Genomic DNA, 25,669 nt, shown 5'->3' on the forward strand with positions numbered 1-25,669 from the left:
CTTCTTTTATATACGCTGATCACTGATCTTTTTTGAAAGATCAGAAGGGTGGGTTGACGCAAGTGTACTACTATTTTGGAGAAGTGTGATCAGATATTTATTATATTCTCTAACAAAATAACCAAGGGGCGCGTCTGATTCTGCGGGATAGGGTTTATATGCTCCGCTTGGATCGATTTTTTTCATCAGCAGCATTGCTCGGGGTAAATGGTAATCAGAAGTGACCAAATACAGGGTGCTAAAATTATTTTTTTCTCGCCATTTTTTTGTCTCAAGTGCATTTCCGAGAGTATTCTCAGCTTCAAACCCAAGATCAATACAACATTCAAACAAGGCTGGGTCAGCCTCAGTAAGGCTAATCAAGGTTTGTGGGGTTACGGCCGTGTTCACACCTGAGAAAAGGAGGCGGTTTCCTTGTTTAGCCGTCAGTAAGGCAACCCCCGTTTTTAATCGATTTGAATCACCCGTGAACACCACGATAGCGTCTGCGGGCTGGGAAGAAGATTGATCGCTATCGAAAGGAATATTTAAGACATAAAGTCCAAAGCCAAGCGCCCATATGACACAGGCGTAACAAGGCATTTTAAGTAGGGCAAGGAAGAGTTTCATGGGAAAACCTACATCATTTTCTTTAACGCACTGCGGACGGTACTTCCAGCAGTAACCATGGTAATGATGCTGGAGACAAGGGGTAGTATTAATAAAATATAGTAATCACTATCACTCGGAGCGATACTATTCATAAGTCCTTCTCCTAAACGGCTGGCTAAGACGCTTAAGCCATAGAGCCCCAGTGACGCGAAAGCAACACCGATCAAGCCCCCTAGAAAACCATGGCGCCAATATTTGCGTTCAAATGTCCGTGCAATGATATGATCTTCAGCCCCTATCATATGCATGATTTCAATATTTTTTTTATGAGTAGCGAGCCCTGTTCGGCACCCAAAGATGACAATGGCAATGGTACATAAAATAACAAGAGCAGCAGTTGAAGATAAGAGCAATCGTGCCAAATCAGCCAGATCAAGTATGCGGCCCATCCATTCCTGGTGATCATCAACTCGTGCGGATGTTACGCCAGCCTGCAGTTTATCTTTTATGCTAGCAATGACTGCTGTGTCTGTAGACTGTAGTTTAATGTCAATCATTGTCGGGATCGGTAGGTCTGCTTCGGCAGGAATGTCACCTAGCCATGGTTTAATAAGGGCCATTGTTTCACTCTCTGCCAAAACATCAGCGGAGATCACCCCAGGGGTTGCACGAACAATCCGCAGGGCTTCGTCTGTATCGCGGGCTCGGATACGTTGATCGGCCTCCACAATTTGAACGGACATATGCGTTGCTAGATTGCTGGACCATCCTTCCAGGCCTCGTCCGATGGCAACACCGAGCACAAGGCAGAGTGCGCAGAGAAAAATCATCACGGCAATTACCCATGGCAATAGGCCTTCGCCGCGGTGCTTGTTTGGTAAGAAATCATAAGCAGGCCCAAACATATTATGTCCTCTTCCATGCTGGTTGGCTGGTCTTAATGTAAGGCCCTTTGGTGCCTGGTAATATGGTGAGATTACCGTCATCAAGACGCAGCGTTGGAGCACCTATTTCTTTAACGATTCCCATATCATGGGTGGCGATGACAATGGTCGTTCCAAGCTTATTTAACTCCTCAAAAAGATGCATGAGCCGCATGGCCATCTCGGGATCCACATTACCCGTCGGTTCGTCTGCCAACAATAGATCTGGCTTATTAATGACAGCGCGTGCAATGGCAACCCGCTGCTTTTCACCACCAGAGAGCGTTGCCGGTTTTGCGTGCATGCGGTCCTGTAGACCAACCCAGTTAAGAAGTTCTCCTACATAGTCGGCCACTTGAGATTTCTTGGCGCCTTTGATTTGTAGGGGAAGAGCAACATTATCAAAGGCTGATAAATGATCAAACAGGCGAAAATCTTGAAATACGACACCAATGCGTCGTCTCATGCGAGGCAGTTCAGACCGGTCAAGAGCAGAGAGGTCTTTACCAAGGATTGAAATCAATCCTCGAGATTGACGCTTGGCCAGATAGAGGAGTTTTAACAAAGAGGTTTTTCCTGCGCCGCTGGGTCCCGTCAAGAAATGAAGAGACCCTGGCTTGAGCGTGAAACTCACATCTTTTAGGACCTCTTTCCCCATTCCGTATCTCAGGCCAACATTTTCAAAGCTTATCACGCTGAGTTCCCCTATAAAAAAGCTAAAATCATAAGGTAGAAATATTTATTTCAGTGTTTATGACTGCTTAAACCGTAATTGCTTGTCAGCATAAACAGCTTCCACACAAAAATAAAGCAGGATTAGCTTGCACATTTGTGCTATCATAACTTAGTATTAAGTTATTGATGTGTTTAGTTAATGATCTTTACTAGGATATGAATTGAGAAAAATATTTTAGAGTAATGGGGTGACTTTTATGATTTTGGCATGTCCGTCATGCAAGACCAGTTTTAAAGTACCCGAGGGTGCTATTACTGCCGAGGGTCGAAAAGTTCGATGCGCTAGTTGTGCTCACGTGTGGCATGCGACGCTTAAAGATATTAAGCCTGCTACGCCGCCACGCCAAGCGCAGCGTCCTGCTATGCCTCAGAGCCCTCCTCAGCCCAGACCAGCTCAGCCTTCAGAATTGGATCATCCTCAAGCTGCTTTACAACGGACAGCGCGCCCAGCGTCAAATCCCATGCCGCCTGCCATGCCTGCTGATCAGGCACGTGCACAAACAGAAGCCATTCGGCAGGCGATGCTGGCTGAAGCTGGTGTTGAAGACACTGTAGAAGATCCTCCTTACTCAGAAGCTGTCACCGAACAATCAAGCAACGATCAACAAAGTGATTTGGGTGCTCTTCTTGAAGGGGCGAACGAACATACAGAAGATGCGAACGCTGAATTTGATGTCAGTGTTCTAGACGAGGCGTCGGGTGAAGAAGGGCCTAGCTTATCGACTGATGAACTTATGGAGAAATATCTTGGCGGTGAGGATGATGATCCAATTATGCAGCATCGTATGCGCCAAAAGAAAGAATATGAACGAAAAGTCGCACGCCGCAAATCAATCGTAAAAAATTTCTTCATATGGACTATGCTTCTGGCGTGGGTTGTCGGCGTCGCAGGCTTTTTCTTTGTGCCGCGTGAGACGATTATGGCTTGGTGGCCAGCCTCTAAAGTGATTTATGATAAAATGGATTCTGGCGGGGATACCACAGCTCTTGAAGAGCAGTTAAAAGATGAATTGGCAAAGGACGGTTTGACCCTGTCGCCGAAACCCTCAGATGTTCAACAAGGTTTATTCGTTGAAGATCCCCAAACTGAATATGTAGAGCGAGACGGTCAAAGCTTTCTAAAGATCACAGGCCGCATTCAGAACAATGGGGACTATGCTATCACTGTCCCTGCCTTCGAAGCGCAAGTCAGAGACTTGAATAGAGTGGTGATAAAATCATGGCGTTTTGAAGTGAAAGGCGAAGGGAGAATTCTATCCCGTGGTGGACGGATGGAGTATGAGACTATTTCGCCGTGGCCAGTGCCTGATAATGCGAATAGTTTGGCTGTAAAACCTTTGTTCGGTGATCAAGGAGGATCATAAGAGGATGGATCCATTCTTTGATTGGGGGCGGGCGAAAAATGCCCATGAAGGTGTAGAGCCTTTATTTACAGCAGGTGAAATTGTTGAGCGCGTTGAAGAATTGGCAACGCTTCTCTCTAAATGGATGGACGATGATGAAGAGCCTTTGGCTCAAGTTATTATGAATGGGGCCGTTATGTTCGGTGCCGATCTTGTTCGGGCTTTGTCCAGTCGGGGTGTTGTGTTGGAAATGGATTTCATACATATGCAACGAAACTCGCAGGCGGGGACTGTCGATTTAATCGCCGCTAGTAACCGTCCTGTAACCGGGCGTCATGTTTTGATCATTGACGATATCTTTGATACAGGGCGTACTCTACAAAAAGCAAAAGACCATTTTTACCGTCTTGGGGCTGATCAAGTGACATCTGTTGTCCTGCTAGATAAATCTAACGGCAAAGAAACTGCTACTCGACCAGAGTATATTGGTTTTGAATGTCCGAATGTTTTTGTTATTGGCTATGGTATGGACATTGGTTTCCGCTACCGGGAGCTTCCTTTCGTCGGAAAGCTCGGGACTGCCTAAGCGGCTTGCATGTTCTTCATAAGAAATTCGCTTACTCCCCTTCCCCTGAAATTGAGAGAAGATAGATTGCCAGGTCCCGTCGCCCTGCAGCATCTACATTAGGGGGAGGCATAGGGCTTGGTGGATTTTTCAAGAAAAATGAAAGCATGTCGATCGAGTATTTTTTCTTCAAATCTTTTAAAGGCTTATATTGACCTGCTGCTGCCGCTGATTGAACATGACAAGCTGCACAATTATTCGCAATGAATGTAATCATCCCTGCCTGCTGTGCTCTCGAGAGTTCTTCAGGCGCTATATCTTTGAGAGGATCATTACTATCGGGGAGGGCTTGTGGTTGCGCTGCGGCAGACTTTTTATCGGCTACAGGCGATGTTTTAGGCGTCAGGTCTCCCCAGCTCACACTGTATACTTTTCCCGCAAAGTCGTCTGAGATGTATATTCGGCCCTCAGCGTCTTGGATAATTTCTACAGGGCGCCCTATGACAGTGTCATCCCTGTTTAAGAAGCCAGTCATGAAATCTCGCTCTTCAAGATCCCCCTGATCATTGATATGCAAGCTCACCACCTTATAGCCGACTAATTTACTGCTATTCCAAGAGCCATGCAATGCAACAAGGGCAACATCTTTATAATCCTCTCGTGTGGTATTCGCGTCTAGAAACCTTATGCCGAGTGGGGCTCTATGAGCGCCAAAGCCATGGTAAGGATGAATGGAATTTGCAGCTTTTTCTTGATAATTGGCACCTCCATCAGGATCAGGGACCCCATTGTCATAGGCATAAGGCCAGCCATAATCTAAACCCTCTTGAACGATGTTTAATTCACAGTTAGGTGTTTGATCACCAAGGAGGTCGCGACCATTATCTGTGGCAAAAAGACGATCAAATCCAAATCCTTGCTTTTTCCAATCAAACCCTACTGAATTTCTAAGACCGGTCGCAAAAATTTTTACATCCTTGCCGACGGCATCCGTAGAGAGAATGGTGGCTCTAAAAGGATTTTCTTCCTCACAGACATTGCAGCTTGATCCAATTGAGATATATAATCTGCCATCGGGTCCAAAATCTATCGTCCTGGTTCTGTGATTACCACCTTCTGGAAGACCTTTGAGGATAAGTTGAGGATCCCCAGTGATTTTACGCTGTGTAGCATCAAAGGGGAACCGCCGGATTTGGGTAACTTCTGAAACATAAAGCCAGTTATCTTTTAGGGTAATACCATGCGGTGTATCAAGACCAGAGAGTAATGTTTCTCGGCCATCACTTTGACCGTCATTATTGCTGTCCTTATGGAGAAGCGTAATGGTACCTTCTCGCGTAGAGCTTACCAGCATGTCCCCCCGAGTGGTAATCCGCATAACGCGCGCATAGGGGATGGCACTCGCAAAGACATGGACTTTCATTCCTTCTGGGACTTTTAAACTGCGCGTCGCTTCTTCGTTAGACACTGGATCGCCGCCAAAGCCAAGCACATGAAGAATTCCAGGCCCTTTAATGGTCGGCGCAAAGACAAGTCCTGCTCCTACTAATAGAAGAAGAACGACGGATAAACCTATGAGAAATTTTTTCATGCACCACTCCCTTAACTAATAGAATGATGGAGCAGGGAACCTTAGCTGTCAACAGCTTCAAAACCATCAGTGCCTTCAATTAAACCATAAACTTGTTTTAAATTATGAGCAGATAAAGCTTTAGAAGCTGGTCCGCTTGAAATAAGCCGCCCTTGATCAAGAAGAATTAAACGATCAGCAAATCTTTGTGCAAGGTGTAAATCATGTAAGATAACGATGATGGTCTTACCTTGATCGGTTAGTCTGCGAAAAACAGCCATAACATCCAACTGGTGTCGTGGATCTAAGCTGGCAGTAGGTTCATCAATTAACAAGCAGTCGGCTTTTGTCGCCAAAGTGCGCGCCAGCAGAGTGAGGGCTCTTTCCCCTCCAGAAAGGGTTGTGACAATTCTGTCTTTCAGAGCTGTGATGCCTACTGTTTCGAGGGCATCTGTTATAATAGATTTATCTTTTTGTTCAGTCATTCCATGGGGGTATCGACCCAAGGCCACAATATTTTCCACTGTCATAGGCCAGTGTATTGTTGTGCCCTGAGGCATATAGGCTATTTTTTTTGCTCTGTGCTCTGGATCAACGGCGTCCAAAGGCACGGAATTTATCTTGATGGTACCCTCAAAGTCATGAAGTCCAATCAATGTTTTCATAAGAGATGTTTTACCAGCACCGTTAGGACCAACTAAAGCGATGAGTTTGCCAGCAGGGATCTCCAATGAAATATTTTTCAGCAAGACTGTATTGTTTACAGAAACTGACAAGTTTTGAACAGTAATCATCAGCGCATCTCCCGCCTTGTCTTAAAGATAACCCACAAAAAGAAGGGGGCTCCAATGAAGGCTGTAACTACGCCAATCCGTAGCTCAGAATAAAAGCCAGGCAGCCTGACAAGAATATCTGCAAAGCCAAGAAGTAAAGCTCCAATAAGGGCGCTGGGGATCAGAGTTTTGCCTGGATCGTGCTGCACAAAGGGCCTCGCAATATGCGGGGTGATTAGTCCAATAAACCCAATAATACCGGATACGGCCACTCCTGCTCCTACAATTAAGGCGCTTCCCAAAATGATCATCAAAGCTGTTTTTTCTGTATCAACGCCCATTGATTTAGCAACATCTTCTCCGAGAGTTAAACTGGTGAGAGGTCTGCGTTGCCAGAAGATCATTATCATCCCGATGAGTATGAAAGGACCTGCTAGATAAACATCTGTAAGGGAGCGGTTTTCTAGTGATCCAAGCATCCACATCACCATCTCTTGCATACTTACAGGCGAAGGAGCAAAGCTAATAAGTAAAGAGGTCATCGCGCCGCAAAGGCTAGAGATAGCGACCCCGAGTAAGATGATTGTTAAATGACTGGCTTCTCTTCGAGTGATAAAGAATAAAGCAGCGGTCGCCAAAAAACCGGAGAGCATAGCTGCAAGAGGCAACGCATAAGAAAACAGGCTTGTTAGGCCGTAATGGATGGCCAAGACCGCCCCCATGCTGCTAGCAGCAGATATGCCAAGAACACCAGGGTCAGCCAAGGGGTTTCTCAGCAACCCCTGTAGAGCGGCTCCTGAAATACCGAGCCCTGCACCTACAAAGAGTGCCAGCAAAAGACGCGGAATTCTAAGCTCAAATATGATCAGGGCAGTCGTCTCTTCTGCCTTTCCTGTGAGAGCCGAAGCAAGGTCTACAAACGAAAGGTCAACGGCGCCAAATTGAAGCGAAAAAAGTGCCATGATGAGCAAGAGTAAACCACTAATAATATGCAGGCGGGTCATTGATCTTCCTTTTGGTTATACTGATCACGAAGGTATTTGGCTGCGGGTATGGCAAAGAGACCACTGCAAGATAAATAACTGCCAGGAATGTCAATTCTTGTCACGGCATTGAGTTTCTTTTCAAAAAAATCATGCCGGGCAATGCCCCAATTGAAATTTACTGCAGAAGCCACATCGTAAAATCCAGTGATCATAATGTCGGGGGCCTTTTCAACCATGCGTTCTAAAGGAATTGGTTGCCACCCTGTATATCCCAGCTGGGACATATAGTTTTGAAAACCAGCAAGCTTAATAATCTCATTCATCAATGTCTTATCGCCAGTAGAAAAGGCGCCAGGTGTTAAATAAAGGGCTTGGCCTTTTACTGGTTTAAAGGCTTTCAACGCTTTAAAGTCGTTTTCAATATTTGTGAGCAATTGAGCGGCTTTTTCATGATGGCCGAACCGACCAGCTATCATGGATATTTTTTGTTTGGAAATATCATAGATGGTCTTTTTCTGTGAAGCTTGATCTTCCGACATAGAGATTTCAAGAAGAGGGACATTCAACTTGGCGAGGCTGATCGATAGGTTGCGGTCACCAGCCCAGCTTTTCACCACTAGATCAGGATTGAGAGATAGAATGAGGTCCGTTGAGGGCCTGATTTGACGGATCGACTCGACTTTATCCTTATAATAAGAGTGCGAGAGTGAGGCTTCCATAGAGACAGCAGCAATTTGAGAGCGCTCTGCAAGGCCGAGCACATATTGGTCGGCACAATAATCAAGAGATACAATCCGTGTTGGTTTCACGCCTTTTGGCTTCACGTCTTCTGGCATCGCGAGGCTGGAAAGAGTAGCGAACAGAGTCGGAATGATGGTCTTACTTATTTTTGCCATGGTAACTGCCCTACAGGAATATCAACCCCTCGCGGTAGAGTGAAAGGGTGCCTTTTTGGGAAAAGAGAATGCGCCAATAATTCAAGGCTGTCTACAAGGCGCAAACTGGCCCTTGAGAATAATTGATTGCCATCAAAAAGATGAATTTTCGTGCCGTTGGAATTTAAAATATCCAACTGGAAATATACATTTGATGTTAGAATTTCATTCAGAGTTCGCTTCATATCGAATCCGCAGCAAGCGATTGCGAGATGATCTGGCTTTGCTTGAATGAGAGCATCCCAATCACAGGAGAAAGATGGTTTTTCATTAAGATCAAAACAACTGTCAGCGCCCGCAAATTGTATGAGATCTCTCATCCAGTGCCCGCTGATAAAAGGGGGGTCGACCCAATCTAATAGAACCATAGAGGGTCGCGCGCCGTGTTGACGCTCTCTCACCTTTTGGATACGAGCCTGGCAGTCCTCATATAAATTTTTCGCCAAATCCTCACGAGCGGTCGCCTCGCCCAGTATGAGCAAAGTATTTAAGACATCATCAAGCGTGAAAGGTTCAAAATTGATGAGCTGGACATGCTCAGGTAAATTACTCAGTGCTTTTTCTACATCGCGCCCATCAACAGCACAGACGTCGCACAGGGCTTGAGAGATGATAAGGTCCGGATTGAGAGACCTTATCTGGTCGATGTCTAGGATATAGAGAGCATTTTGATTTTGTAATTCTGATCGAACAAAATGATCAATTTCGATAGAAGAGGCGTCTTTTGGAACATTGCAGGAGGTAACGCGAGGTAAGTGTTTTATCTCTGCAGGATAGTCACAGGCATGCGAAATTCCAACCAGACTGTCTGCCAGTCCCAAATCAGCAATCATTTCTGTTGCACTAGGTAGGAGAGAAATTATTCGCACGCCTGCATCCTTTCTTAAGGCCAACGATTTAGAAAGTGATTTTCACACCCCCGTAGGCAGCAAAGCCAGGCGTAGAAAATCCATAGATATCTTCATACTCTGCATCTAGAGCATTCTCCAAACGGCCGAATAAAGCAATTGAATCGTTCAATTGATAGGTACTAGCCACCCGTAAAAGAAGATAGTCGCCGACAGAGACACGTTCGCTAGGATTAGGCCACGGCGGGAAGAAGAGATCTGTTGCTTTGCCAGTATAGACACCAGATATTGTCAGGTCGAGATGATCCATCGGGGATGTTGTCAGCCCAAATGTCGCTGTATGTTTTGGCCGTCTTAACTCTTGAGAACGAGTGCCAAAACTATCTGTTTCAGTTGCGTCAGTATAGGTATAGCTTCCTGTAAAGGAGGTAGTTTCAGAGAGCTGCCAGTCAAGAGTAAATTCAAATCCCTTGCGTTTACTTTCTTCATCTTTATTGACGGCGGTATATAAGAAAGAGGTTGTATCGAAAGCGAAGCCATTAATTTCATTTTTCAAATCTGATGTATAAGCTGTAACAGACGCTGAAACTGCCTCAGTAAATGCGTGCTCAATGCCAGCCTCAAAAGTAATAGACTCTTCAGGAGATAAGGTTGGATTCCCGATAAATTGATCTGGGAAAAAACCAAATCTCTCTAGAAAGGTGGGTGCTTTTTGACCGCGCGAGATGCTTGAAAAGAAACGAGTTTGATTTGATAAACTATAACTCAGACCAGCACGCCAACTAGTAAAATCATCAAAATCTGAGTGCCAATCTTTTCGCAAAGACAGGGCAAGTGTGAAGGCGTCAGTCGGGGTCAGGAGAGTGTCTGCTGTTAAGCCTGTTACCTTTACGGATTGATCTTGATTTGGATCCCCCCACGGGCTTGCATCCCCTGTCTGCGTGAAGTCAGTTTTTTCATGATCTAGAGCAAGGGTTAATACTTGCCAATCGCTGACTTGATAGCGTGTGTCAAAGCTTACAGAAAAACGATTTGAGCCTGTTGTCCCATTGTCTGAGCCTGCCGAATAATTGTCAATCTGTGTATCGCTATAGCCCAGCTTAGCTGTGATGAATAGGTCATCATTCATTTGATGATCAACTTTTGCTGAAAAATATGTTTTTGCCGATTCAGTAATAAGATCGCCGTCCGCAGGAAACCCAGTAAGGAAATCAGTGCCGTCAAAGGCATTTTCACTGGATGAATGACGAAGAGAGGTGATGAGCGTTGTTGCTTCAGCAAGCTGCACAGTTGCTTTTAAAGAGGCTGTAAAATCTTCATAGCCATCTGTTTCACCGCCTTGACGAGACACATTGATCCCCTCTGATTTTTTATAGGAAAGTGACCCTTGAACAGAGATACGCTCAGAAGATTGCGTCAGGGAGGCCCGTAAAGCTTTGGTGTCAAAGCTACCATATTCTGCGGCAAGGCTAATCCCAGATTGCTCGCCTGACGTTGTGATAATATTCACCACACCAGCGAGCGCATCACTGCCCCAGCTGGCACTGACGGGGCTTTTAATGATTTCGATGCGTTCAATTGAGAGGGCTGAAAATAATTCCCATTGGACCTCATCGCCTGCAGCCGGGTCATTCATTTCTACACCATCAATCATGACAAGAAGATGATTGGCTTCCGCGCCTCTAGGTCGAATTTGTGTTTGTCCGCCAACAGATCCAGCGCGTGAAACAGAAAGGCCTGCCACTGATTTTAGAATATCAGCGACAGTTTGATACTGAGCCTTTTCAATATCAGCTTTTGTAATAACGGTGACTTTTGAGGTGGATTTACTCAACTCAATAGGTGTGCGTAGGGCGGTAACAGTGATTTCCTCAGCAGCATCGTCTTGAATGAGCGAGGATAAAATGAAAAGTGTTTCAATCATGATAGATATCTCCAATACAAAACTGTGGGTTGGAGATCTATGTCCAACCGCACAACGATAAAAATAGTCGTCGTTACGGTTGTACCGCCCATTGTTGCGCTATTCCCGGCACTCAGGATCGACGTGCGATGGCAGGTTTCCTGACTTGTGGTTCTTCATTTTATACCGCCTTCCCAAATAAATTCAGTGGCATTGGATATAAAACTCATCACTTACAGTTGCGGGGACAGCACTGGATTTGCACCAGTTTCCCTATTATCTCGGTATTAGCCGAGCACCATCTGATCGCCTTTTCGCAAATTGATTGTTATTTGTCCAGCGCTTTTAGAATATCTTTTGCAAAGGTTGCCATATCAAAACGGCCACCAGTTGCGCTATCATAGCCACGGCGCACAATCAGGAGGTTATGCTGAGGAAGCATCAGCATAATTTGGCCTCTGTTGCCTCGCGAGGCATACCCAAGGCCAGGATAGAGCCAGAATTGGGCACCGTAGCCAATGTCACGACCTTCAGGTTGTGCGGGTGCAGGGTGCGCCACATAAGAGGCCCAGCCCTTTGGTAAGATTTGCTCATCTCCCCATTGTCCGTCTTGTAAATAGAGAATACCAAGCCGGGCGAGATCTCTGGAGGTTGTCCAGACCTGAGAAGACATAATAAAATTACCGCCCCAGTCGCTTTCAGGAACTGTGTGATACATGCCTATTTTATCAAACAGATTTAGATAAGGATAGGCGAGATGTTTTTCCACATGATCTCCTTGTGCAGCCCTTAAGGCTCTCGTTAGAAGCATGGTGTCATTATTCGCATATTTCCAGCGTTTCCCAGGGGTGGTTTCAAGGGGCTGATGCACAGCAGTGTCTGTCACTCTATTGCCGCCCCAATATACCTTGTCAGTGCGATTGCCTGCTCTTGTGCTGAATAGGCCGCTGCCCATGTGGATAAGATTCTCAAGGGTAATGGCTCTACGAGGATCACCGGGTGATTGCCATTCAGGGATTTGGACGGGCTCTTTAAGGTCTATAAGCCCGTCTTTGACAGCAATCCCGATGACAGAGGCTGCGATAGACTTGGCTGTTGACCATGTACGTTGAGAGGTCCACGGTGTATAATCAGATCTATAGGTTTCGGCGATCAGCTTAGTGGGTGTAGAAATTAAAATAGCAGTTGTCTTCTGTCCCGGTTTATTTGTGTTATATTTGGATCCATTAAAGGCTGCTTTAATCACAGTGTTTAAGGCTTTGTTTGACGAAGTTTGAATGTCTTTAGGGTCGCCGTTCGGCCAAGATGTTCCCCGATTTGATAAAGGGGGTAGTGTAATCGTCGGCATGTATTTTATGTCATTAACTGTTGTACCGACAGGCATTTGGACACAGCCTAGCCTGCCTCTATACCACCATAGTCGAGGGGGTAACTTTTCATCATATTTGATTGCCACCGTCTTATTTGTATAGTCTATGACCGCCTCAGGGAGGCTGTTTACAATCTCTTGTAATTCAGGGCGAATACCCGTGAGCTCATCTGCTTTGATTTTATCGAGGGATTTGCCTCCATTAAAGACACCACCGCATGTGAATACACCTTTATAGCCCGCAGCGATGGCTCTTTTATACAGAGGCCAGTCATAATCATGTGCGTACGTAGGAATAGAAACTACTGAGAGGAGAGCAGCAGAAAGAAGTGATTTAGTAATGCTGTTCATAGAGTGTCCTTGATTTAGAAGGGTTATAAATTGGCCAGCGCTTGTGCGTGATGGCGTAAATGATCTTCAATGAAAGTGGCGATAAAATAATAGCTGTGGTCATAATCCATTTGGCGTCTCAAGAGCAGATCTTGTCCAACCATTCCGCAGGCAAGTTCTAATTGATCAGGTTTTAACTGCTCTTCTATGAACTGATCCCCCATCCCTTGATCTACAAGGATTTGAACGCCCTCAATCGGCCCATGATTTAATAAGAGGGCGCAGGCATCATGATTTGACCATTCACCAACATCTGTCCCTAAATAATTATTGAGGGCCTTTTGCCCCCAAGGGGCATCGATGGGATGACAGATGGGAGAGAAAGCAGAAACAGACTTATATAGCTCCGGATTTTTGCGCCATAATGTTAAAGCGCCGTGCCCGCCCATGCTGTGTCCCATGATTGCTTGTCGACCCAAATCAACAGGGAAATGTTCTGCCACAAGAGCGGGCAGTTCTTGAGTAATGTAGCTATACATCTGATAATGAGAGGACCAGGGTTCTTCTGTGGCATCAAGATAGAATCCGGCGCCTAACCCTAGATCATACGCCCCTTCTGGATCATCAGGGACCGTCTCTCCTCGCGGGCTTGTGTCTGGGCAAATAATCACTAAGCCAAGCTCAGATGCTGTTCGTTGAAATCCAGCCTTCGTAGTAGCATTGTCCTGAGTGCACGTCAGACCGGACAAATACCAAACCACCGGGGCCATCTCTAATGCGGCTGAAGATGGGACATAGACCGAAAATTCCATTTCGCAGTTCGTCACATCAGACGCATGCTTATAAACACCCTGGATTCCCTCAAAGGCATAGATTTCACTGACAGTGGTCAGAGTCATAGGCAGTCTCTCTAATATTTAATCACACTTCTAATGCTCTCTCCCTTATGCATAAGGTCGAAGGCTTTATTGATGTCATCAAGCGGCATTGTGTGCGTGATGAGGCTATCAATGTCTATTTTCCCGTCCATATACCAATCCACGATTCTTGGCACATCTGTTCGCCCTCTAGCGCCTCCAAAAGCGGACCCACGCCAAACTCGACCAGTCACTAGCTGGAAAGGTCGGGTTGAGATTTCTTGGCCTGCACCAGCAACGCCGATGATGATGCTCTCGCCCCATCCTTTATGACAACACTCTAGCGCTTGTCTCATAGTGGTTACATTACCAATACATTCAAAGCTATAATCTGCGCCGCCATTCGTCAGGTCCATAATGGCTTCCATAACATCACAGTCTTTGGGGTTCAGAAAATCAGTCATGCCAAAGTGTCTGCCCATAGCTTCACGGTCGTTGTTAATGTCTATGCCAATGATTTTATTGGCGCCGACCATGCGAGCCCCTTGGATCACATTAAGGCCAATACCACCGAGTCCAAAGACGACCACATTGCTACCGGGCTCAACTTTAGCATCGAATACCACAGCGCCGACACCTGTTGTCACTCCGCAGCCGATGTAGCAGATCTTTTCAAAATCAGCGTCTTTCCGTACTTTCGCCAACGCTATTTCAGGTAAGACAGTATGGTTAGAGAATGTAGAGCATCCCATGTAGTGAAGGATAGGTGTACCATCGATACTGAAGCGGCTAGTACCATCAGGCATCAAGCCTTGACCCTGTGTTTCACGAATAGATTGACACAGATTGGTTTTTGGGTGGAGACAGTAATCGCATTCACGGCATTCAGGGGTGTAAAGCGGGATAACATGATCGCCGGGCTTTAAGCTGGTTACGCCAGCACCTACCTCTAGGACTATGCCTGCACCCTCATGGCCTAAAATTGCAGGAAATGCACCTTCAGGGTCATCGCCTGATAACGTAAAAGCATCCGTATGGCAAACGCCCGTGGCTTTAATTTCAACCAAGACTTCGCCTGCACGTGGGCCTTCAAGGTCTACTGTTTCAACCGCTAGAGGTGTTCCTGCTTTATAGGCTATCGCTGCACGCGTTTTCATCTTGTTCCTTCTCCCATCACTCATACAAATTATAGAGAGTATCATATGTCTTTTTCTCAAGGGATCAACTTTTCTTGACAGGTTTCTTTTATTTTGGTATTTACCTAAATAACAAATAAAAACCGAGTCACGACAGGAATCACTATGCCAGATGTATACAAAGCACTATCAAGCCCGGTAAGGCGAGACATTTTAGCCTTGTTGCAAAATGAAGATATGACAGCCGGAGATGTGTCCGCAGCTTTAGAAAAAGCAGGGACGATTATTAGCAAGCCAACCCTTTCTGGCCATTTCAATATCTTAAAGTCAGCAGGATTAATCGTTGCAGATAAGAAGGCAACAACCATTACCTATAGCATCAACACCTCTGTCGTAGAGGATATGATGCGACAAATGATGACACTATTTGGTGGACCAAAAAAAGAAGGGGAGTCCTCACATGTTGAGTAAAAATTATCATCTTACATTTACTTTATTTGCCTTAATGATTGCCTTAACCATTTATGCGTTAGGACAATTGCCAGCAGGGACAGAGCTTCCTGTTCATTACAATATTCAGGGGGAGGCAGATCGATATGCTCCTGCTTCTAGCGCTTTATGGTTTGTGATTGGCATGGCTGCTTTTACCGCTTTATTAATAAATTTCTTACCGGCGTTAGATCCAAGAATGAAAAATGTTGAGAATACCCGACCTGCCATTCGTGGCATGGTTAATGGCTTTGTCCTTTTTTCAGCGATCTTGCATGGTGGCATGGTCGGACAAGCCCTTGGATATCCTTTTGAAATCATGCAGTCTCTTTTAGTTGCAATGAGTTTGATGTTTTTAATAATGGGTAATTATATCTCTAAAACACGCTCAAATTTTTTCATCGGTATTCGCACGCCTTGGACATTAACCAGTGAAACTGTTTGGGTTAAAACGCACCGTCTTGCAGCGCGCTTAATGGTACCGGTTTCTATGGTTGTACTTATTTTGGCGCTCTTAGGATATTATAAAACTCTGTTCCCCTATTTGTTGTTTGGTATGATTGCAACCATGTTAATCCCTGTCATTTACAGTTGGTTTGCCTATAGAGCAGAGAGAGTTCGTGATCTAGAAAGTTCTGGAGATTCTTAACAGTCTCAAGAAGAGATGTTCTAATTGATAAAGAATAGGACTCTTAGTTTATTTCCTAAGGGTCCTTTATTTTAGCTTTCTAGTTCAACATCCCAATAGAGGAAATCTCGCCAGCTCTCATGACAGAAGTTCGGTGGGAAGTGCCTGCCTTGTCCTTGAAGCTCAAAAGTCGTTGGTTGTTTAGGCGGGTAAGGTAAATTCATGCCAGCCTCTGCTGGGGTGCGGCCGCCTTTTCTGCGATTACAAGGGCCACAGCTTGCTACAATATTTTCCCAGCTTGTAATGCCGCCGTATGTGCGGGGAATAACATGATCAAAAGTGAGATCCTCTCCTCGGTGTGGGGTGGCGCAGTACTGGCAGGAAAATTTATCTCTCAGAAATAAATTAAATCGAGTGAAAGCAGGGTAGGCGGGTTGTTTGATATATTCTCTGAGAGCAATAACACTTGGAAGTTTTAGAGAGGTTGAGGGGGAGTGAACTTCATGGTCATATTCGGCGATAGTTTGAACTTTTTCTAGAAACACAGCTTTTAAAGCCGTCTGCCAGTCCCATAAACTGAGAGGGAAATAACTTAAAGGCCTGAAGTCTGCATTCAGGACAAGTGCTGGACATCCGCCTTTGAGGTTTGGCGCTTCTCGCCTGACATATGCCTTTGAATGATGTGGATGAAATTCAGTTGATTTAAAGTCCAAGCCCATGACGACCTCTCCCAGTCCGACCATCCCCATGGCCGTTCAAAGTCCGTTCCGTCCCTGACTGCTATCTTATTTGAAAAGATAGTCTTTCTATAGTCTCACTAATGGAAATTAGTGACATTTATAAGAAAGTTACACTATATTTTAAAGAAACTCAAATATCTCTGCCGAGTAGACCTTATGACAAACACTATACGTACTAGATTTGCACCAAGCCCGACGGGATATCTACACCGCGGTCATGCTTTATCGGCGCTTTATGCTTTCGATTTTGCACAAAAGCATGGGGGAGAATTTCTTCTAAGAATTGAAGATATTGATACTGTTCGATGCCGGGAGGATTATATACAGCCGATGTTAGATGACTTGACGTGGCTTGGTTTATCATGGCCAGAGCCTGTTCGTCGTCAAAGTCAGCATTTCGAGGACTATCAGAATGCGCTCTCTAAACTTGATGCCTTAGGAGTGTTATATCCTTGTACTTGCACGCGGAAACAAATCCAAGCCGCGCATCCTGTAATGGGGAAAGAAGGGCCGCTGTATCCAGGTCTCTGTAAAGGGAAAGCTCTTACCTTATCTGAAGAATATGTTATTCGATTGGATCTTGAAAAGGCCGAAAATTACTTGCGTGATCAGGGCCGTTATCCGACCCAGTGGCTTGATCTAGAAAAAGGAATGCAACAGAGTTGTCCTTTAGCGCTGGGGGATGTGGTTCTATCCCGAAAAGATACCCCAACAAGTTATCATTTGTCTGTTGTTGTTGATGATGCTCTTCAGGGGATTACGCATGTGATTAGAGGAATGGATTTATTTTACTCGACCCATATCCATGCCATTTTACAGGCGTTGCTCGAGTTCGAACAACCAACTTATATACATCATCAACTTATGGTGGACGCTGAGGGCAAGAAGTTTTCTAAACGGGATAAATCAGAAACGCTACAGTCTATTCGAGAACAAAACGCTTGTGCGGCAGTATTTATTGAAAACCTGCCCCTCCGTTAGCGCGACTGCTCACTCATCATTTTTTTAAGCATCGTATATGCGCGGTCTGTGGCTGGCCAGTAAGGGAGTTCTGGATGAGGGCCAAAACCAAACTCTTCTCTGCTCTTAATGAGGATGTTATCCTCTGGAACCCATCTTTTGAAAAAACCAACCAAAACATTGCCAGAGGCTGTTGGATAATCCAAACTTTTATGGATTCCTAGTAAATAAGACCCAGCTTCTCGATCTGTGATGATAAGATTATTCGTCATAGAGAATTTATTTTTTTTATGACGGACACCTTCGACACCCCAGCTTAAAAGTTCATAATTTACAGACCCAGGACCTTCGATCAGCATATTGTCGCGTATGATCACTTCTCCCCCGTTAGGGACATCAATTAAACGACTATCGTCGCCGTCAAGAGATGCGACTATAGAGTTTTGAATAATAGTAACAGCAGCACGAGATTTAATTTCGTGAGCTTGATCTTTCGCACTAATGAAAACAGAACGTCGAATGGCTAATTTGTCGCCGTTCATATAGATTGCATGAGCCCGCCCTTTTTTACCGATCCGTTCAAATCGAGAATTCACAACTTCTAAAGTGCCAACTTTACCTGAGGTTAAAATACCAGATTGACTATCATGAAAATAGACATTCATGACCTTCAGGTTCTTCCCTTCGGCTCGGATGCAACTTCCATTGTTATGTTCAGCTTTTGCCCCAGAACATTCAATGTTTTTAATGATTGTATTACTGCCCTTTATCACAAAAGTCGCCTTACCTTTGGTGATCGTGTCAACAAAATGCGTTCCTTTGCTGCCAGAAATAATAACACCATTGCGCTTAAGCTCTCCGGCTTGTCGGTAGATGCCAGGGCCAATTTTAATAAAGCCGTTATCTGTCACCATATTGAAGGCCACCTGGATGTCTCTTACAACTCTATTGTTAACAAGGATTTCACCTTCCTCTAGCATCTCTGCCTTGATGAAATCTTGAGCATAGCTAGGCGACATTGCTGAGAAGGAAAAGATAGCAAGGACGGTTAGGTGAAACTTTTGCAATCGGCTTAGGCAGTTCATGATAGAGCGATCCTCAATCCTGTGTGTTAATCTGACAAGAGTATGGGGGATGCAGTAGGGGCGAGTCAAAATATTTCTTAGGAGAGAATTGCTTGATTTGCCCTTGCCTGAAGGCGGAAAGAGATTATACTTTAGCTCAACTCTGTTGTTTACTGCAGCAACGCAGGTAAACCAGTCTACGGGAAATCATCATGACTCAGTTTTTTTTCATCATAGCGATCTTATTCGCACTCGCAACTCTCGGATTTTTACTCTTTGGTGTGGGCCGAATGTCCCAACAGGGCGTCGAAAATGCCAAAAAGTCTAATAAATTAATGCGCTATAGAATTTTGTTTCAAGGATTAGCCGTTTTGGCCCTCTTTTTACTCGCGATGGCGGCGTCAAGCTAATGGTAAAGTTAAATAAAATTTATACACGCACAGGTGACTCTGGTGAAACAGGGCTGGTAGATGGCAGTCGGTTGAGTAAAGCCGATTCTCGCGTCATCGCTTATGGTACTGTCGATGAAGCAAATAGTACGATTGGATTGGTGAGGTTACATACCAAAGACATAGCTGATGCAGATCAGAAGTTACAAGCCATTCAAAACGACTTATTTGATCTGGGTGCTGATCTAGCAACACCGAAAGCAGATGGGGAACATGGTTTTGAGCCCAGTGAAATGGTGCTGAGAATAGTTGCTGAGCAAGTGGCGCGCCTGGAAAAAGAAATCGACCAGATGAATGAAAAACTTGATCCATTGACAAGCTTTATCCTGCCGGGCGGTTCTGCGATCAGTGCCCATCTTCACCTCTCAAGGACTGTTGTAAGGCGGGCTGAGAGAGATACAGTTGTTGCGGCGCAGCGTACAGATATCAATCCTCTTGCAATCCAGTATCTCAACAGATTGTCTGACCACCTTTTTGTAATGGGAAGGCTTCTAAATGAAGGTGGGAAAGCAGATTTCCTTTGGATTCCTGGTGGAAATCGATAGGGAAATTTTGAAAGAAATGCTTCGTCATTTTAAGAAGTAAAATATATTAGACGCTGCAGTGCAATAATTCCGTTTGACTCTTGCTTGCTCAAATGGTTTAAAACAGTGTAATTGTCTATTGGGCAAATTAATGATGGTCTTTAAAGACTGAGGAAGTGTAAACAGGAGAATAATTCATGAAGGTTCTGGTCCCTGTAAAACGCGTTGTTGATTATAATGTCAAAGTACGTGTGAAGTCAGATAATACTGGCGTAGAACTAGCTAATGTTAAAATGTCGATGAACCCCTTTGATGAAATTGCTGTGGAAGAAGCAATTCGTTTAAAAGAAGCGGGTATTGTTTCTGAAATTGTTGTGGTCTCTATTGGTCCCAAAGCGGCTAGCGAAACTATTCGCACAGGCCTAGCGATGGGCGGTGATCGTGGTATTCTCGTTACTGAAGATAGTGATGTCGAACCCCTTGCTGTTGCTAAAATCCTAAAAGGAATTGTTGAAGAAGAAAGCCCTGAAATGGTTATTCTTGGGAAGCAGGCAATTGACGGCGATAATAATCAGACGGGTCAAATGCTAGCGCAGCTTCTTGGCTGGCCGCAGGGTACATTTGCTTCAAAAGTTGTGGTTGCTGACGGTGCCGCTGACGTTACCCGTGAGATTGATGGGGGTCTTGAAACTGTAAAACTTCAATTGCCAGCGGTTGTGACCACAGATCTAAGATTGAATGAGCCACGGTATGCTTCTCTGCCCAATATTATGAAGGCAAAACGTAAGCCAATCGCTGATAAAACAGCGGCAGATTACGGCGTTGATGTATCTCCACGTGTGACAGTGCTTAAGGTAGAAGAGCCAGCATCACGTGAAGCAGGGATCATGGTTGACTCTGTTGAAGAGCTAGTGGCGAAACTTAAAGAAAAAGGAGCCCTCTAATGACTGCTCTTGTAATTGTAGAACATGATAATTGTGAAGTTAAAGATGCGACATTAGCGACAGTGACCGCCGCCAAAAATTTTGGGGATGTGCACTTACTTGTTGCTGGGTCGGAGTGTGGCTCTGTTGCTGAGGCTGCGGCGACCATAGACGGTGTTTCAAAAGTTCTGGTTGCTGATGATGCAGCTTATGCGCATTCTCTGGCATCTGAACTTGCCAATATTACCCTCTCAGTCGCAGGAGAGTATGACGCTATTCTTGCTCCGGCAACCACGACGGGTAAAAACTTTTTACCGCGTGTCGCTGCTTCTCTCGACGTGGCTCAAATTTCTGACATTGTTTCTGTTGAAAGCACAGATACTTTTAAACGTCCGATTTATGCTGGTAATGCGATTGCTACAGTGCAGTCATCAGACACGAAGAAAGTCATTACAGTACGTGCCACTGCTTTTGATAAAGCGGCTGCAACAGGCGGGTCTGCGGAAGTGGTATCAGTAGATGCAACTGAAGGATCTGGAAAATCAAGCTATGTGGGTAGCGAACTTTCTGAAAGTGATCGTCCAGAATTAACCTCTGCTAAGGTGATTATCTCCGGCGGTCGTGGCATGGGTTCTGGAGAAAATTTCTCTATCATTGAAGCTGTGGCAGACAAATTAGGCGCTGCTGTAGGAGCTTCTCGAGCGGCTGTAGACGCAGGCTTTGTCCCGAATGATTATCAGGTTGGCCAAACAGGGAAGATTGTTGCCCCAGAGCTGTATATTGCTGTGGGCATTTCCGGTGCAATTCAACATTTAGCAGGCATGAAAGACAGTAAAATTATTGTCGCCATCAATAAAGACGAAGAAGCACCAATTTTTCAGGTTGCTGATTATGGTCTTGTTGCGGACTTGTTTGAAGCTGTTCCTGAGCTTGAAAAAGCCCTTTAAGAAACACCAAGAAAAGGCACCACTTGATGGCGCCTTTTTTTCTTTGGAAAATTAAGAGGCGACCATAAAAGGCCTTAGGGATTTGGAAATGATAAAAAACATAGGAATTATCGGCGCAGGACAGATGGGTAATGGTATTGCCCATGTTTGCGCACAGTCAGGCTATAGTGTCATTCTACAAGATGTTTCTCTAGACCGTGCTGAATCGGGCCTGGCTGTGATTGATAAAAATATGCAGCGTCAGCTGTTAAAGGGTAAAATTTCTGAGACAGATTTGTCCGAGGCGCTTGCTCGCATAACGCCTTCTGGAACGCCAGTAGATTTGGCTGATTGCGACATTGTTATTGAAGCTGCTACAGAGAATGAGCACGTAAAAGTGGCTATATTTGAAGAGCTTTGCAAGCATTTGAAGCCGGAAGCTTTGATCGCCTCAAATACGTCGTCAATTTCAATTACGCGCCTTGCCTCTGGGACTGATCGTCCTGGTCAGTTTATGGGGGTTCATTTTATGAATCCAGTGCCGGTTATGAAACTGGTGGAGCTTATTCCAGGCATTGCCACAGATGAGGCGGCCTCGCAAACATTTAGAACCTTTGTCGATAGCCTTGGAAAGACAACGTCAGAATCTGAAGATTTTCCTGCTTTTATCGTGAATCGCATTTTGATCCCAATGATTAATGAAGCCATCTATACTCTCTATGAGGGGGTCGGGAGTGTAGAAGGCATTGATAGTGCCATGCGCCTTGGGGCAAACCATCCAATGGGGCCACTTCAATTGGCAGATTTTATCGGCCTTGATACGTGTTTATCGATCATGCAAGTCCTGCATGAAGGACTGTCAGATACAAAATATCGTCCATGCCCCTTATTAGTAAAATATGTTGAAGCAGGATGGTTAGGACGAAAGACTGGGCGAGGATTTTATGATTATACTTCGGATGTGCCAACGCCTACACGGTAAAGACATCTCCGAAGAAGAAGATTATAGCCTCCACATTTGGAGGCTATTTTTTTATCCTATAGTGTTAGATTGGCCTAAGGTAGGGCGGGTTTACGATAAGAAAAACTAACCCTGATTCATAAGATAAAATGGCGGGCATTTTCTCAGATACTTGCTATGATGCCTGCTATCCGTAAGATAAGGGAATTAAATATGACACCGTTTAAAATAGTGATAGGTAATAAAAACTATTCAAGCTGGAGTTTCCGTGGTTGGCTCGCGCTTGAAGTATTAGAGGTTGAATTTGAAGAGATATTACTTCCTCTCGATACACCTGAGTTTTTTGAGAAAATTAAAGGCCTTAACCCTTCCGGGACTGTTCCAGCTGTCTGGCATGGAGATACGCTTGTATGGGATAGTCTTGCGATTATTGATTATCTTGACAAAGTGTTCCCCGACTACGGCTATTGGCCAACGTCGCCTGAAGCCTATGCATGGGCGCGGGGCATGAGCGCAGAAATGCATTCCGGTTTATTTGGCTTAAGAGCGCACTGCCCAATGAATATGCGGGAGCATTTTAAAGGACTATCTCTTGCAGATCACGTGCAGAAAAATGTTGACCGCATTGAATATTTATGGACGCAAGCCTTAGAAAAATTTTCTGGCGCGGGTCCCTATCTCTTTGGGAACAAACTTACTGGCGCGGATATTATGTTTGCCCCTGTCGTGAGCCGTTTCCGTACCTACGATATAAAGCTGAATGAGCGCTGCGAGGCATACCGAAAAGCCATAGAATCTTCTGACGCCTATAGTAAATGGTATAAAGCCGGCATTCAAGAAAGCTGGATTGTAGATCAAGATGAAATTGATCGGGCAGTAAAAATTCTAGGCGCAGAATGAAATTTTTAGGCGCAGAATAAAATTTTAGGCATTGATCAATTTTGTGAACAGCAAGAGTGCATCTGCACTGGCCCAGTCTAGGGGGCCGATGTATTCAGCGATTATCATACCTGTTTTATCCACCACATAGCTGGTTGGCAATTTTCCTTCGGCCATTTTTGTGGCTGTGTTCATTCGCTTGTCAGCATAGAGAGAAAGGCCGTTCACTTTCCATTCTTTGAGAGTGCGGTCTGCCCTTTTCAGCCCCCCAATGTCTTGATTGATTGCGACAACTTCAAAGCGATCTCCGCCTAATTTTTGTTGAAGGAGGGCGACATCATGCATTTCATATTTGCACGGGGCGCACCAGCTGGCCCATAGATTGATGAAAAGCACTTTACCTTTCAGGGAAGAAAGTTTAGCTGGGGTACCATCTTCGAGTTCAATAATGTGGTCAGGCAGAGGTTTCGGTACCTCATAAAATGTCAATTTTTTCATCTCTCCTGAAACAAAAGCCTCAAATTCACTTTTTGTATAAGAAGTGTTTGAGCTTGTGCCCAGCAGGTTATATGCTGCACCAAGAATGATAATAAGGATAAGTGACATAACAATAAGAGATTGACGTGTCATGGGGCCCCCTCTAACGGACTGAGTAACATGAGTGAAAATAAAAATAGCGTAGCCCAAGAAGAAAGCAAGGCATCTTCTGAAGATAAGCAATCAAATAGCATGTGGGGCGGTCGTTTTAAAGATGGCCCGAGTGCGATTATGCAGGCCATCAACGCCTCAATTGATTTCGATAAACGGTTGTATGCCCAAGATATTCGGGGCTCTTTGGCCCATGCGGCTATGCTTGAATCGGTTGGTATCATTTCCGCAGAAGATCTTGCCGCTATCCAACAAGGGCTGGCTGAGATCAAGCAAGAAATTGAAGAGGAGCGCTTTGAGTTTTCCGCCGAGCTTGAGGATATTCACATGAATATTGAAGCTCGCTTAAAAAGTAAGATTGGTGATGCTGGGGCTCGCCTTCATACAGCACGGTCTAGAAATGACCAAGTGGCAACAGACTTTAAACTTTGGTGCAGAGATTCGATTGATCGCATGATTGTCGATGTTGCGAGCCTTCAGTCAGCGCTTGTTGATCAGGCTGAAAATTATGCTGATGCGGTCATGCCTGGATTCACACATTTACAAACAGCGCAGCCTGTCACACTTGGACATCACTTGATGGCGTATTTTGAAATGTTGGAACGCGATAAAGGGCGTTTGAAAGATTGCCGAATAAGGCTGAATGAAAACCCTTTAGGCTCGGCAGCTTTGGCAGGGACTCCTTTCCCCATAGACCGTGAACAAACTTCCTCTGCCTTAGGTTTTGATCGGCCAACACGAAATTCTTTGGACGCTGTTTCTGATCGTGATTTCGCCTTGGAACTTCTGTCTGTTCTGTCTCTGTCAGCGGTACATCTCTCAAGGCTGGCGGATGAAATTGTCTTATGGGCCTCAGCGCAGTTTAAATTCATTGAGCTTTCAGATCGTTTCTCGACAGGGTCGAGCATCATGCCACAGAAGAGAAACCCAGACGCAGCAGAGCTCGTACGATCAAAAGTCGGTCGGATCACTGGGCAGCACACAACACTGACACTGGTGATGAAAGGATTACCCCTAGCCTATAGTAAGGATATGCAAGAAGATAAAGTTCCTGTATTCACCGCCGTTGAAGATTACGAGCTGTGCATCGCTGCGATGACAGGGATGATTAGAGATCTGAAAGCCAACAAAGGGGAGATGGCAAAAGCTGCAGCACTCGGCTTCTCCACGGCAACGGACCTTGCGGATTGGTGCGTGCGAGAATTGAATATGCCTTTCAGAAATGCTCACCATGTCACAGGAGCGATTGTCGCTTTAGCAGAAAAACAGAATAAAGAATTAAAAGACTTATCCCTAGAAGAGATGCAATCAGTTGAACCGGAAATTCATACAGGTATATTTGATGTACTTTCCATTGAAGCGTCGGTTGGATCGCGGCAGGCTTTTGGCGGGACTTCCCCGCAAAATGTGAAGGCCGCAGTTGCTTATGCACGAAATCACCTGTTATAACGAATTTGGATAAGATCATTAATGGATCACTAAAGGATTAATCAATGAAGAAAATGTTGACTCTCTCTTGTGTTGTTTTGCTTGCTTTAACTGTGGTGGCTTGTGGCAAGAAAGGCGATTTAGAGGCACCAGAGAGAACATCGTCTTTTTCACAAGAATAAAAGT

General features: G+C 45.0%; 28 protein-coding genes and 1 riboswitch. Of the genes, 13 read left to right on the top strand and 15 right to left on the bottom strand.

From position 1 onward, the window contains the following. Positions 1 to 6: 6 nt before the first annotated feature. The 3 genes from QGN29_RS06250 to ftsE are packed head-to-tail and all read right to left on the bottom strand — an operon-like array spanning position 7 to position 2,208. A complete protein-coding gene (locus QGN29_RS06250) occupies positions 7 to 609 on the bottom strand; it encodes a YdcF family protein (RefSeq protein WP_310799838.1) in 603 nt (200 codons plus the stop codon). Positions 610 to 617: 8 nt separating this feature from the next. Then, positions 618 to 1,496 (bottom strand): cell division protein FtsX, encoded by an 879-nt coding sequence (locus QGN29_RS06255; RefSeq protein WP_310799839.1) that lies wholly within the window; start codon positions 1,494 to 1,496, stop codon positions 618 to 620. A 1-nt stretch (position 1,497) separates the two neighbouring features. Further along, positions 1,498 to 2,208, bottom strand: a complete 711-nt coding sequence (gene ftsE / locus QGN29_RS06260; protein ID WP_310799840.1) for a cell division ATP-binding protein FtsE — start codon at positions 2,206 to 2,208, stop codon at positions 1,498 to 1,500. A gap of 238 nt (positions 2,209 to 2,446) precedes the next feature. On the opposite strand from ftsE, the gene QGN29_RS06265 reads away from it, so the two are divergent. Both QGN29_RS06265 and QGN29_RS06270 read left to right on the top strand, forming a co-directional pair. After that, positions 2,447 to 3,613, top strand: coding sequence for a zinc-ribbon domain-containing protein (locus QGN29_RS06265; protein ID WP_310799841.1), 1,167 nt, complete (start codon positions 2,447 to 2,449; stop codon positions 3,611 to 3,613). A gap of 4 nt (positions 3,614 to 3,617) precedes the next feature. Next, positions 3,618 to 4,178 carry a phosphoribosyltransferase gene (locus tag QGN29_RS06270; protein ID WP_310799842.1) on the top strand — a complete coding sequence of 187 codons (561 nt, stop codon included), beginning with the start codon at positions 3,618 to 3,620 and terminating at the stop codon, positions 4,176 to 4,178. Between the two features lie 31 nt (positions 4,179 to 4,209). Here QGN29_RS06270 and QGN29_RS06275 read toward each other — a convergent pair whose 3' ends face one another. From QGN29_RS06275 to QGN29_RS06315, 9 genes are all read right to left on the bottom strand, one after another. Next, on the bottom strand, positions 4,210 to 5,748 hold the full coding sequence (locus QGN29_RS06275) for a PQQ-dependent sugar dehydrogenase (RefSeq protein WP_310799843.1): 1,539 nt from the start codon (positions 5,746 to 5,748) through the stop codon (positions 4,210 to 4,212). 41 nt (positions 5,749 to 5,789) lie between these two features. Beyond that, positions 5,790 to 6,521: an ABC transporter ATP-binding protein gene (locus QGN29_RS06280; RefSeq protein ID WP_310799844.1), complete on the bottom strand. Its 732-nt coding sequence runs from the start codon at positions 6,519 to 6,521 to the stop codon at positions 5,790 to 5,792. Continuing rightward, complete coding sequence (locus QGN29_RS06285; RefSeq protein ID WP_310799845.1) at positions 6,521 to 7,504, bottom strand: FecCD family ABC transporter permease; 984 nt, start codon at positions 7,502 to 7,504, stop codon at positions 6,521 to 6,523. The genes QGN29_RS06280 and QGN29_RS06285 overlap by 1 nt, the downstream gene beginning before the upstream one ends. Continuing rightward, positions 7,501 to 8,382, bottom strand: coding sequence for an ABC transporter substrate-binding protein (locus tag QGN29_RS06290; RefSeq protein ID WP_310799846.1), 882 nt, complete (start codon positions 8,380 to 8,382; stop codon positions 7,501 to 7,503). The genes QGN29_RS06285 and QGN29_RS06290 overlap by 4 nt, the downstream gene beginning before the upstream one ends. After that, a complete protein-coding gene (locus tag QGN29_RS06295) occupies positions 8,370 to 9,290 on the bottom strand; it encodes an ABC transporter substrate-binding protein (RefSeq protein WP_310799847.1) in 921 nt (306 codons plus the stop codon). Before QGN29_RS06295 ends, QGN29_RS06290 begins: the two co-directional genes overlap by 13 nt. Positions 9,291 to 9,318: 28 nt before the next feature. Beyond that, entirely contained in the window at positions 9,319 to 11,193 is a 1,875-nt protein-coding gene (locus QGN29_RS06300; RefSeq protein WP_310799848.1) for a TonB-dependent receptor plug domain-containing protein, read from the bottom strand. A 113-nt stretch (positions 11,194 to 11,306) separates the two neighbouring features. Beyond that, positions 11,307 to 11,490, bottom strand: a riboswitch (cobalamin riboswitch). A 10-nt stretch (positions 11,491 to 11,500) separates the two neighbouring features. Then, positions 11,501 to 12,892, bottom strand: coding sequence for a serine hydrolase domain-containing protein (locus QGN29_RS06305; RefSeq protein WP_310799849.1), 1,392 nt, complete (start codon positions 12,890 to 12,892; stop codon positions 11,501 to 11,503). Between the two features lie 23 nt (positions 12,893 to 12,915). Then, on the bottom strand, positions 12,916 to 13,770 hold the full coding sequence (gene fghA / locus QGN29_RS06310) for an S-formylglutathione hydrolase (RefSeq protein WP_310799850.1): 855 nt from the start codon (positions 13,768 to 13,770) through the stop codon (positions 12,916 to 12,918). An 11-nt stretch (positions 13,771 to 13,781) separates the two neighbouring features. Next, on the bottom strand, positions 13,782 to 14,885 hold the full coding sequence (locus QGN29_RS06315; RefSeq protein ID WP_310799851.1) for an S-(hydroxymethyl)glutathione dehydrogenase/class III alcohol dehydrogenase: 1,104 nt from the start codon (positions 14,883 to 14,885) through the stop codon (positions 13,782 to 13,784). Positions 14,886 to 15,029: 144 nt separating this feature from the next. On the opposite strand from QGN29_RS06315, the gene QGN29_RS06320 reads away from it, so the two are divergent. Further along, the gene (locus QGN29_RS06320; protein ID WP_310799852.1) at positions 15,030 to 15,335 is read left to right on the top strand and encodes a metalloregulator ArsR/SmtB family transcription factor; all 306 of its coding nucleotides are present in this window, start codon (positions 15,030 to 15,032) and stop codon (positions 15,333 to 15,335) included. Continuing rightward, positions 15,325 to 16,002: an SdpI family protein gene (locus QGN29_RS06325; protein ID WP_310799853.1), complete on the top strand. Its 678-nt coding sequence runs from the start codon at positions 15,325 to 15,327 to the stop codon at positions 16,000 to 16,002. The genes QGN29_RS06320 and QGN29_RS06325 overlap by 11 nt, the downstream gene beginning before the upstream one ends. A 71-nt stretch (positions 16,003 to 16,073) precedes the next feature. Here the strand turns inward: QGN29_RS06325 and QGN29_RS06330 are convergent, their stop codons facing one another. After that, positions 16,074 to 16,700: an HNH endonuclease gene (locus tag QGN29_RS06330; protein ID WP_310799854.1), complete on the bottom strand. Its 627-nt coding sequence runs from the start codon at positions 16,698 to 16,700 to the stop codon at positions 16,074 to 16,076. Between the two features lie 177 nt (positions 16,701 to 16,877). Between QGN29_RS06330 and gluQRS the strand changes: the two genes are divergently transcribed. After that, on the top strand, positions 16,878 to 17,702 hold the full coding sequence (gene gluQRS / locus QGN29_RS06335; RefSeq protein WP_310799855.1) for a tRNA glutamyl-Q(34) synthetase GluQRS: 825 nt from the start codon (positions 16,878 to 16,880) through the stop codon (positions 17,700 to 17,702). Here the strand turns inward: gluQRS and QGN29_RS06340 are convergent. Continuing rightward, the gene (locus QGN29_RS06340; RefSeq protein WP_310799856.1) at positions 17,699 to 18,766 is read right to left on the bottom strand and encodes a hypothetical protein; all 1,068 of its coding nucleotides are present in this window, start codon (positions 18,764 to 18,766) and stop codon (positions 17,699 to 17,701) included. The genes gluQRS and QGN29_RS06340 overlap by 4 nt on opposite strands. Positions 18,767 to 18,957: 191 nt before the next feature. Here QGN29_RS06340 and QGN29_RS06345 point away from each other — a divergent pair, with 191 nt between their 5' ends. The 6 genes from QGN29_RS06345 (at position 18,958) to QGN29_RS06370 (ending at position 23,428) form a co-directional block, all read left to right on the top strand. Next, a complete protein-coding gene (locus QGN29_RS06345) occupies positions 18,958 to 19,155 on the top strand; it encodes an HIG1 domain-containing protein (RefSeq protein WP_310799857.1) in 198 nt (65 codons plus the stop codon). After that, positions 19,155 to 19,739, top strand: a complete 585-nt coding sequence (locus tag QGN29_RS06350) for a cob(I)yrinic acid a,c-diamide adenosyltransferase (protein ID WP_310799858.1) — start codon at positions 19,155 to 19,157, stop codon at positions 19,737 to 19,739. Before QGN29_RS06345 ends, QGN29_RS06350 begins: the two co-directional genes overlap by 1 nt. 176 nt (positions 19,740 to 19,915) lie before the next feature. After that, a complete protein-coding gene (locus QGN29_RS06355) occupies positions 19,916 to 20,662 on the top strand; it encodes an electron transfer flavoprotein subunit beta/FixA family protein (RefSeq protein ID WP_310799859.1) in 747 nt (248 codons plus the stop codon). Next, a complete protein-coding gene (locus QGN29_RS06360) occupies positions 20,662 to 21,588 on the top strand; it encodes an electron transfer flavoprotein subunit alpha/FixB family protein (protein ID WP_310799860.1) in 927 nt (308 codons plus the stop codon). The genes QGN29_RS06355 and QGN29_RS06360 overlap by 1 nt, the downstream gene beginning before the upstream one ends. A gap of 88 nt (positions 21,589 to 21,676) precedes the next feature. After that, a complete protein-coding gene (locus QGN29_RS06365; protein ID WP_310799861.1) occupies positions 21,677 to 22,549 on the top strand; it encodes a 3-hydroxybutyryl-CoA dehydrogenase in 873 nt (290 codons plus the stop codon). 192 nt (positions 22,550 to 22,741) lie between these two features. Then, on the top strand, positions 22,742 to 23,428 hold the full coding sequence (locus QGN29_RS06370; protein ID WP_310799862.1) for a glutathione S-transferase: 687 nt from the start codon (positions 22,742 to 22,744) through the stop codon (positions 23,426 to 23,428). A gap of 24 nt (positions 23,429 to 23,452) precedes the next feature. Here QGN29_RS06370 and QGN29_RS06375 read toward each other — a convergent pair whose 3' ends face one another. Beyond that, positions 23,453 to 24,037 carry a TlpA family protein disulfide reductase gene (locus QGN29_RS06375; RefSeq protein WP_310799863.1) on the bottom strand — a complete coding sequence of 195 codons (585 nt, stop codon included), beginning with the start codon at positions 24,035 to 24,037 and terminating at the stop codon, positions 23,453 to 23,455. 27 nt (positions 24,038 to 24,064) lie between these two features. On the opposite strand from QGN29_RS06375, the gene argH reads away from it, so the two are divergent. Together argH and lptM are read left to right on the top strand one after the other, a co-directional pair. Next, positions 24,065 to 25,504: an argininosuccinate lyase gene (argH, locus tag QGN29_RS06380; RefSeq protein WP_310799864.1), complete on the top strand. Its 1,440-nt coding sequence runs from the start codon at positions 24,065 to 24,067 to the stop codon at positions 25,502 to 25,504. A 44-nt stretch (positions 25,505 to 25,548) separates the two neighbouring features. Continuing rightward, positions 25,549 to 25,665 carry an LPS translocon maturation chaperone LptM gene (gene lptM / locus QGN29_RS14480; RefSeq protein ID WP_375164652.1) on the top strand — a complete coding sequence of 39 codons (117 nt, stop codon included), beginning with the start codon at positions 25,549 to 25,551 and terminating at the stop codon, positions 25,663 to 25,665. The last annotated feature ends 4 nt before the right edge of the window (positions 25,666 to 25,669 follow it).

Source organism: Temperatibacter marinus (assembly GCF_031598375.1).
GTDB lineage: Bacteria > Pseudomonadota > Alphaproteobacteria > Sphingomonadales > Kordiimonadaceae > Temperatibacter > Temperatibacter marinus.

Bases quoted from the DNA above. Each gene is read 5' to 3' on its own strand.
- QGN29_RS06305 (WP_310799849.1), bottom strand. From the start codon at position 12,892: ATGAACAGCATTACTAAATCACTTCTTTCTGCTGCTCTCCTCTCAGTA.
- QGN29_RS06365 (WP_310799861.1), top strand. From the start codon at position 21,677: ATGATAAAAAACATAGGAATTATCGGCGCAGGACAGATGGGTAATGGT.
- fghA (WP_310799850.1), bottom strand. From the start codon at position 13,770: ATGACTCTGACCACTGTCAGTGAAATCTATGCCTTTGAGGGAATCCAG.
- QGN29_RS06340 (WP_310799856.1), bottom strand. From the start codon at position 18,766: ATGAACTGCCTAAGCCGATTGCAAAAGTTTCACCTAACCGTCCTTGCT.
- QGN29_RS06275 (WP_310799843.1), bottom strand. From the start codon at position 5,748: ATGAAAAAATTTCTCATAGGTTTATCCGTCGTTCTTCTTCTATTAGTA.
- QGN29_RS06255 (WP_310799839.1), bottom strand. From the start codon at position 1,496: ATGTTTGGGCCTGCTTATGATTTCTTACCAAACAAGCACCGCGGCGAA.
- QGN29_RS06285 (WP_310799845.1), bottom strand. From the start codon at position 7,504: ATGACCCGCCTGCATATTATTAGTGGTTTACTCTTGCTCATCATGGCA.
- QGN29_RS06250 (WP_310799838.1), bottom strand. From the start codon at position 609: ATGAAACTCTTCCTTGCCCTACTTAAAATGCCTTGTTACGCCTGTGTC.
- QGN29_RS06360 (WP_310799860.1), top strand. From the start codon at position 20,662: ATGACTGCTCTTGTAATTGTAGAACATGATAATTGTGAAGTTAAAGAT.
- QGN29_RS06350 (WP_310799858.1), top strand. From the start codon at position 19,155: ATGGTAAAGTTAAATAAAATTTATACACGCACAGGTGACTCTGGTGAA.
- QGN29_RS06355 (WP_310799859.1), top strand. From the start codon at position 19,916: ATGAAGGTTCTGGTCCCTGTAAAACGCGTTGTTGATTATAATGTCAAA.
- QGN29_RS06370 (WP_310799862.1), top strand. From the start codon at position 22,742: ATGACACCGTTTAAAATAGTGATAGGTAATAAAAACTATTCAAGCTGG.
- QGN29_RS06315 (WP_310799851.1), bottom strand. From the start codon at position 14,885: ATGAAAACGCGTGCAGCGATAGCCTATAAAGCAGGAACACCTCTAGCG.
- argH (WP_310799864.1), top strand. From the start codon at position 24,065: ATGAGTGAAAATAAAAATAGCGTAGCCCAAGAAGAAAGCAAGGCATCT.
- gluQRS (WP_310799855.1), top strand. From the start codon at position 16,878: ATGACAAACACTATACGTACTAGATTTGCACCAAGCCCGACGGGATAT.
- QGN29_RS06270 (WP_310799842.1), top strand. From the start codon at position 3,618: ATGGATCCATTCTTTGATTGGGGGCGGGCGAAAAATGCCCATGAAGGT.
- QGN29_RS06290 (WP_310799846.1), bottom strand. From the start codon at position 8,382: ATGGCAAAAATAAGTAAGACCATCATTCCGACTCTGTTCGCTACTCTT.
- QGN29_RS06265 (WP_310799841.1), top strand. From the start codon at position 2,447: ATGATTTTGGCATGTCCGTCATGCAAGACCAGTTTTAAAGTACCCGAG.
- lptM (WP_375164652.1), top strand. From the start codon at position 25,549: ATGAAGAAAATGTTGACTCTCTCTTGTGTTGTTTTGCTTGCTTTAACT.
- QGN29_RS06300 (WP_310799848.1), bottom strand. From the start codon at position 11,193: ATGATTGAAACACTTTTCATTTTATCCTCGCTCATTCAAGACGATGCT.
- QGN29_RS06345 (WP_310799857.1), top strand. From the start codon at position 18,958: ATGACTCAGTTTTTTTTCATCATAGCGATCTTATTCGCACTCGCAACT.
- QGN29_RS06320 (WP_310799852.1), top strand. From the start codon at position 15,030: ATGCCAGATGTATACAAAGCACTATCAAGCCCGGTAAGGCGAGACATT.
- QGN29_RS06280 (WP_310799844.1), bottom strand. From the start codon at position 6,521: ATGATTACTGTTCAAAACTTGTCAGTTTCTGTAAACAATACAGTCTTG.
- QGN29_RS06375 (WP_310799863.1), bottom strand. From the start codon at position 24,037: ATGACACGTCAATCTCTTATTGTTATGTCACTTATCCTTATTATCATT.
- QGN29_RS06330 (WP_310799854.1), bottom strand. From the start codon at position 16,700: ATGGGCTTGGACTTTAAATCAACTGAATTTCATCCACATCATTCAAAG.
- QGN29_RS06325 (WP_310799853.1), top strand. From the start codon at position 15,325: ATGTTGAGTAAAAATTATCATCTTACATTTACTTTATTTGCCTTAATG.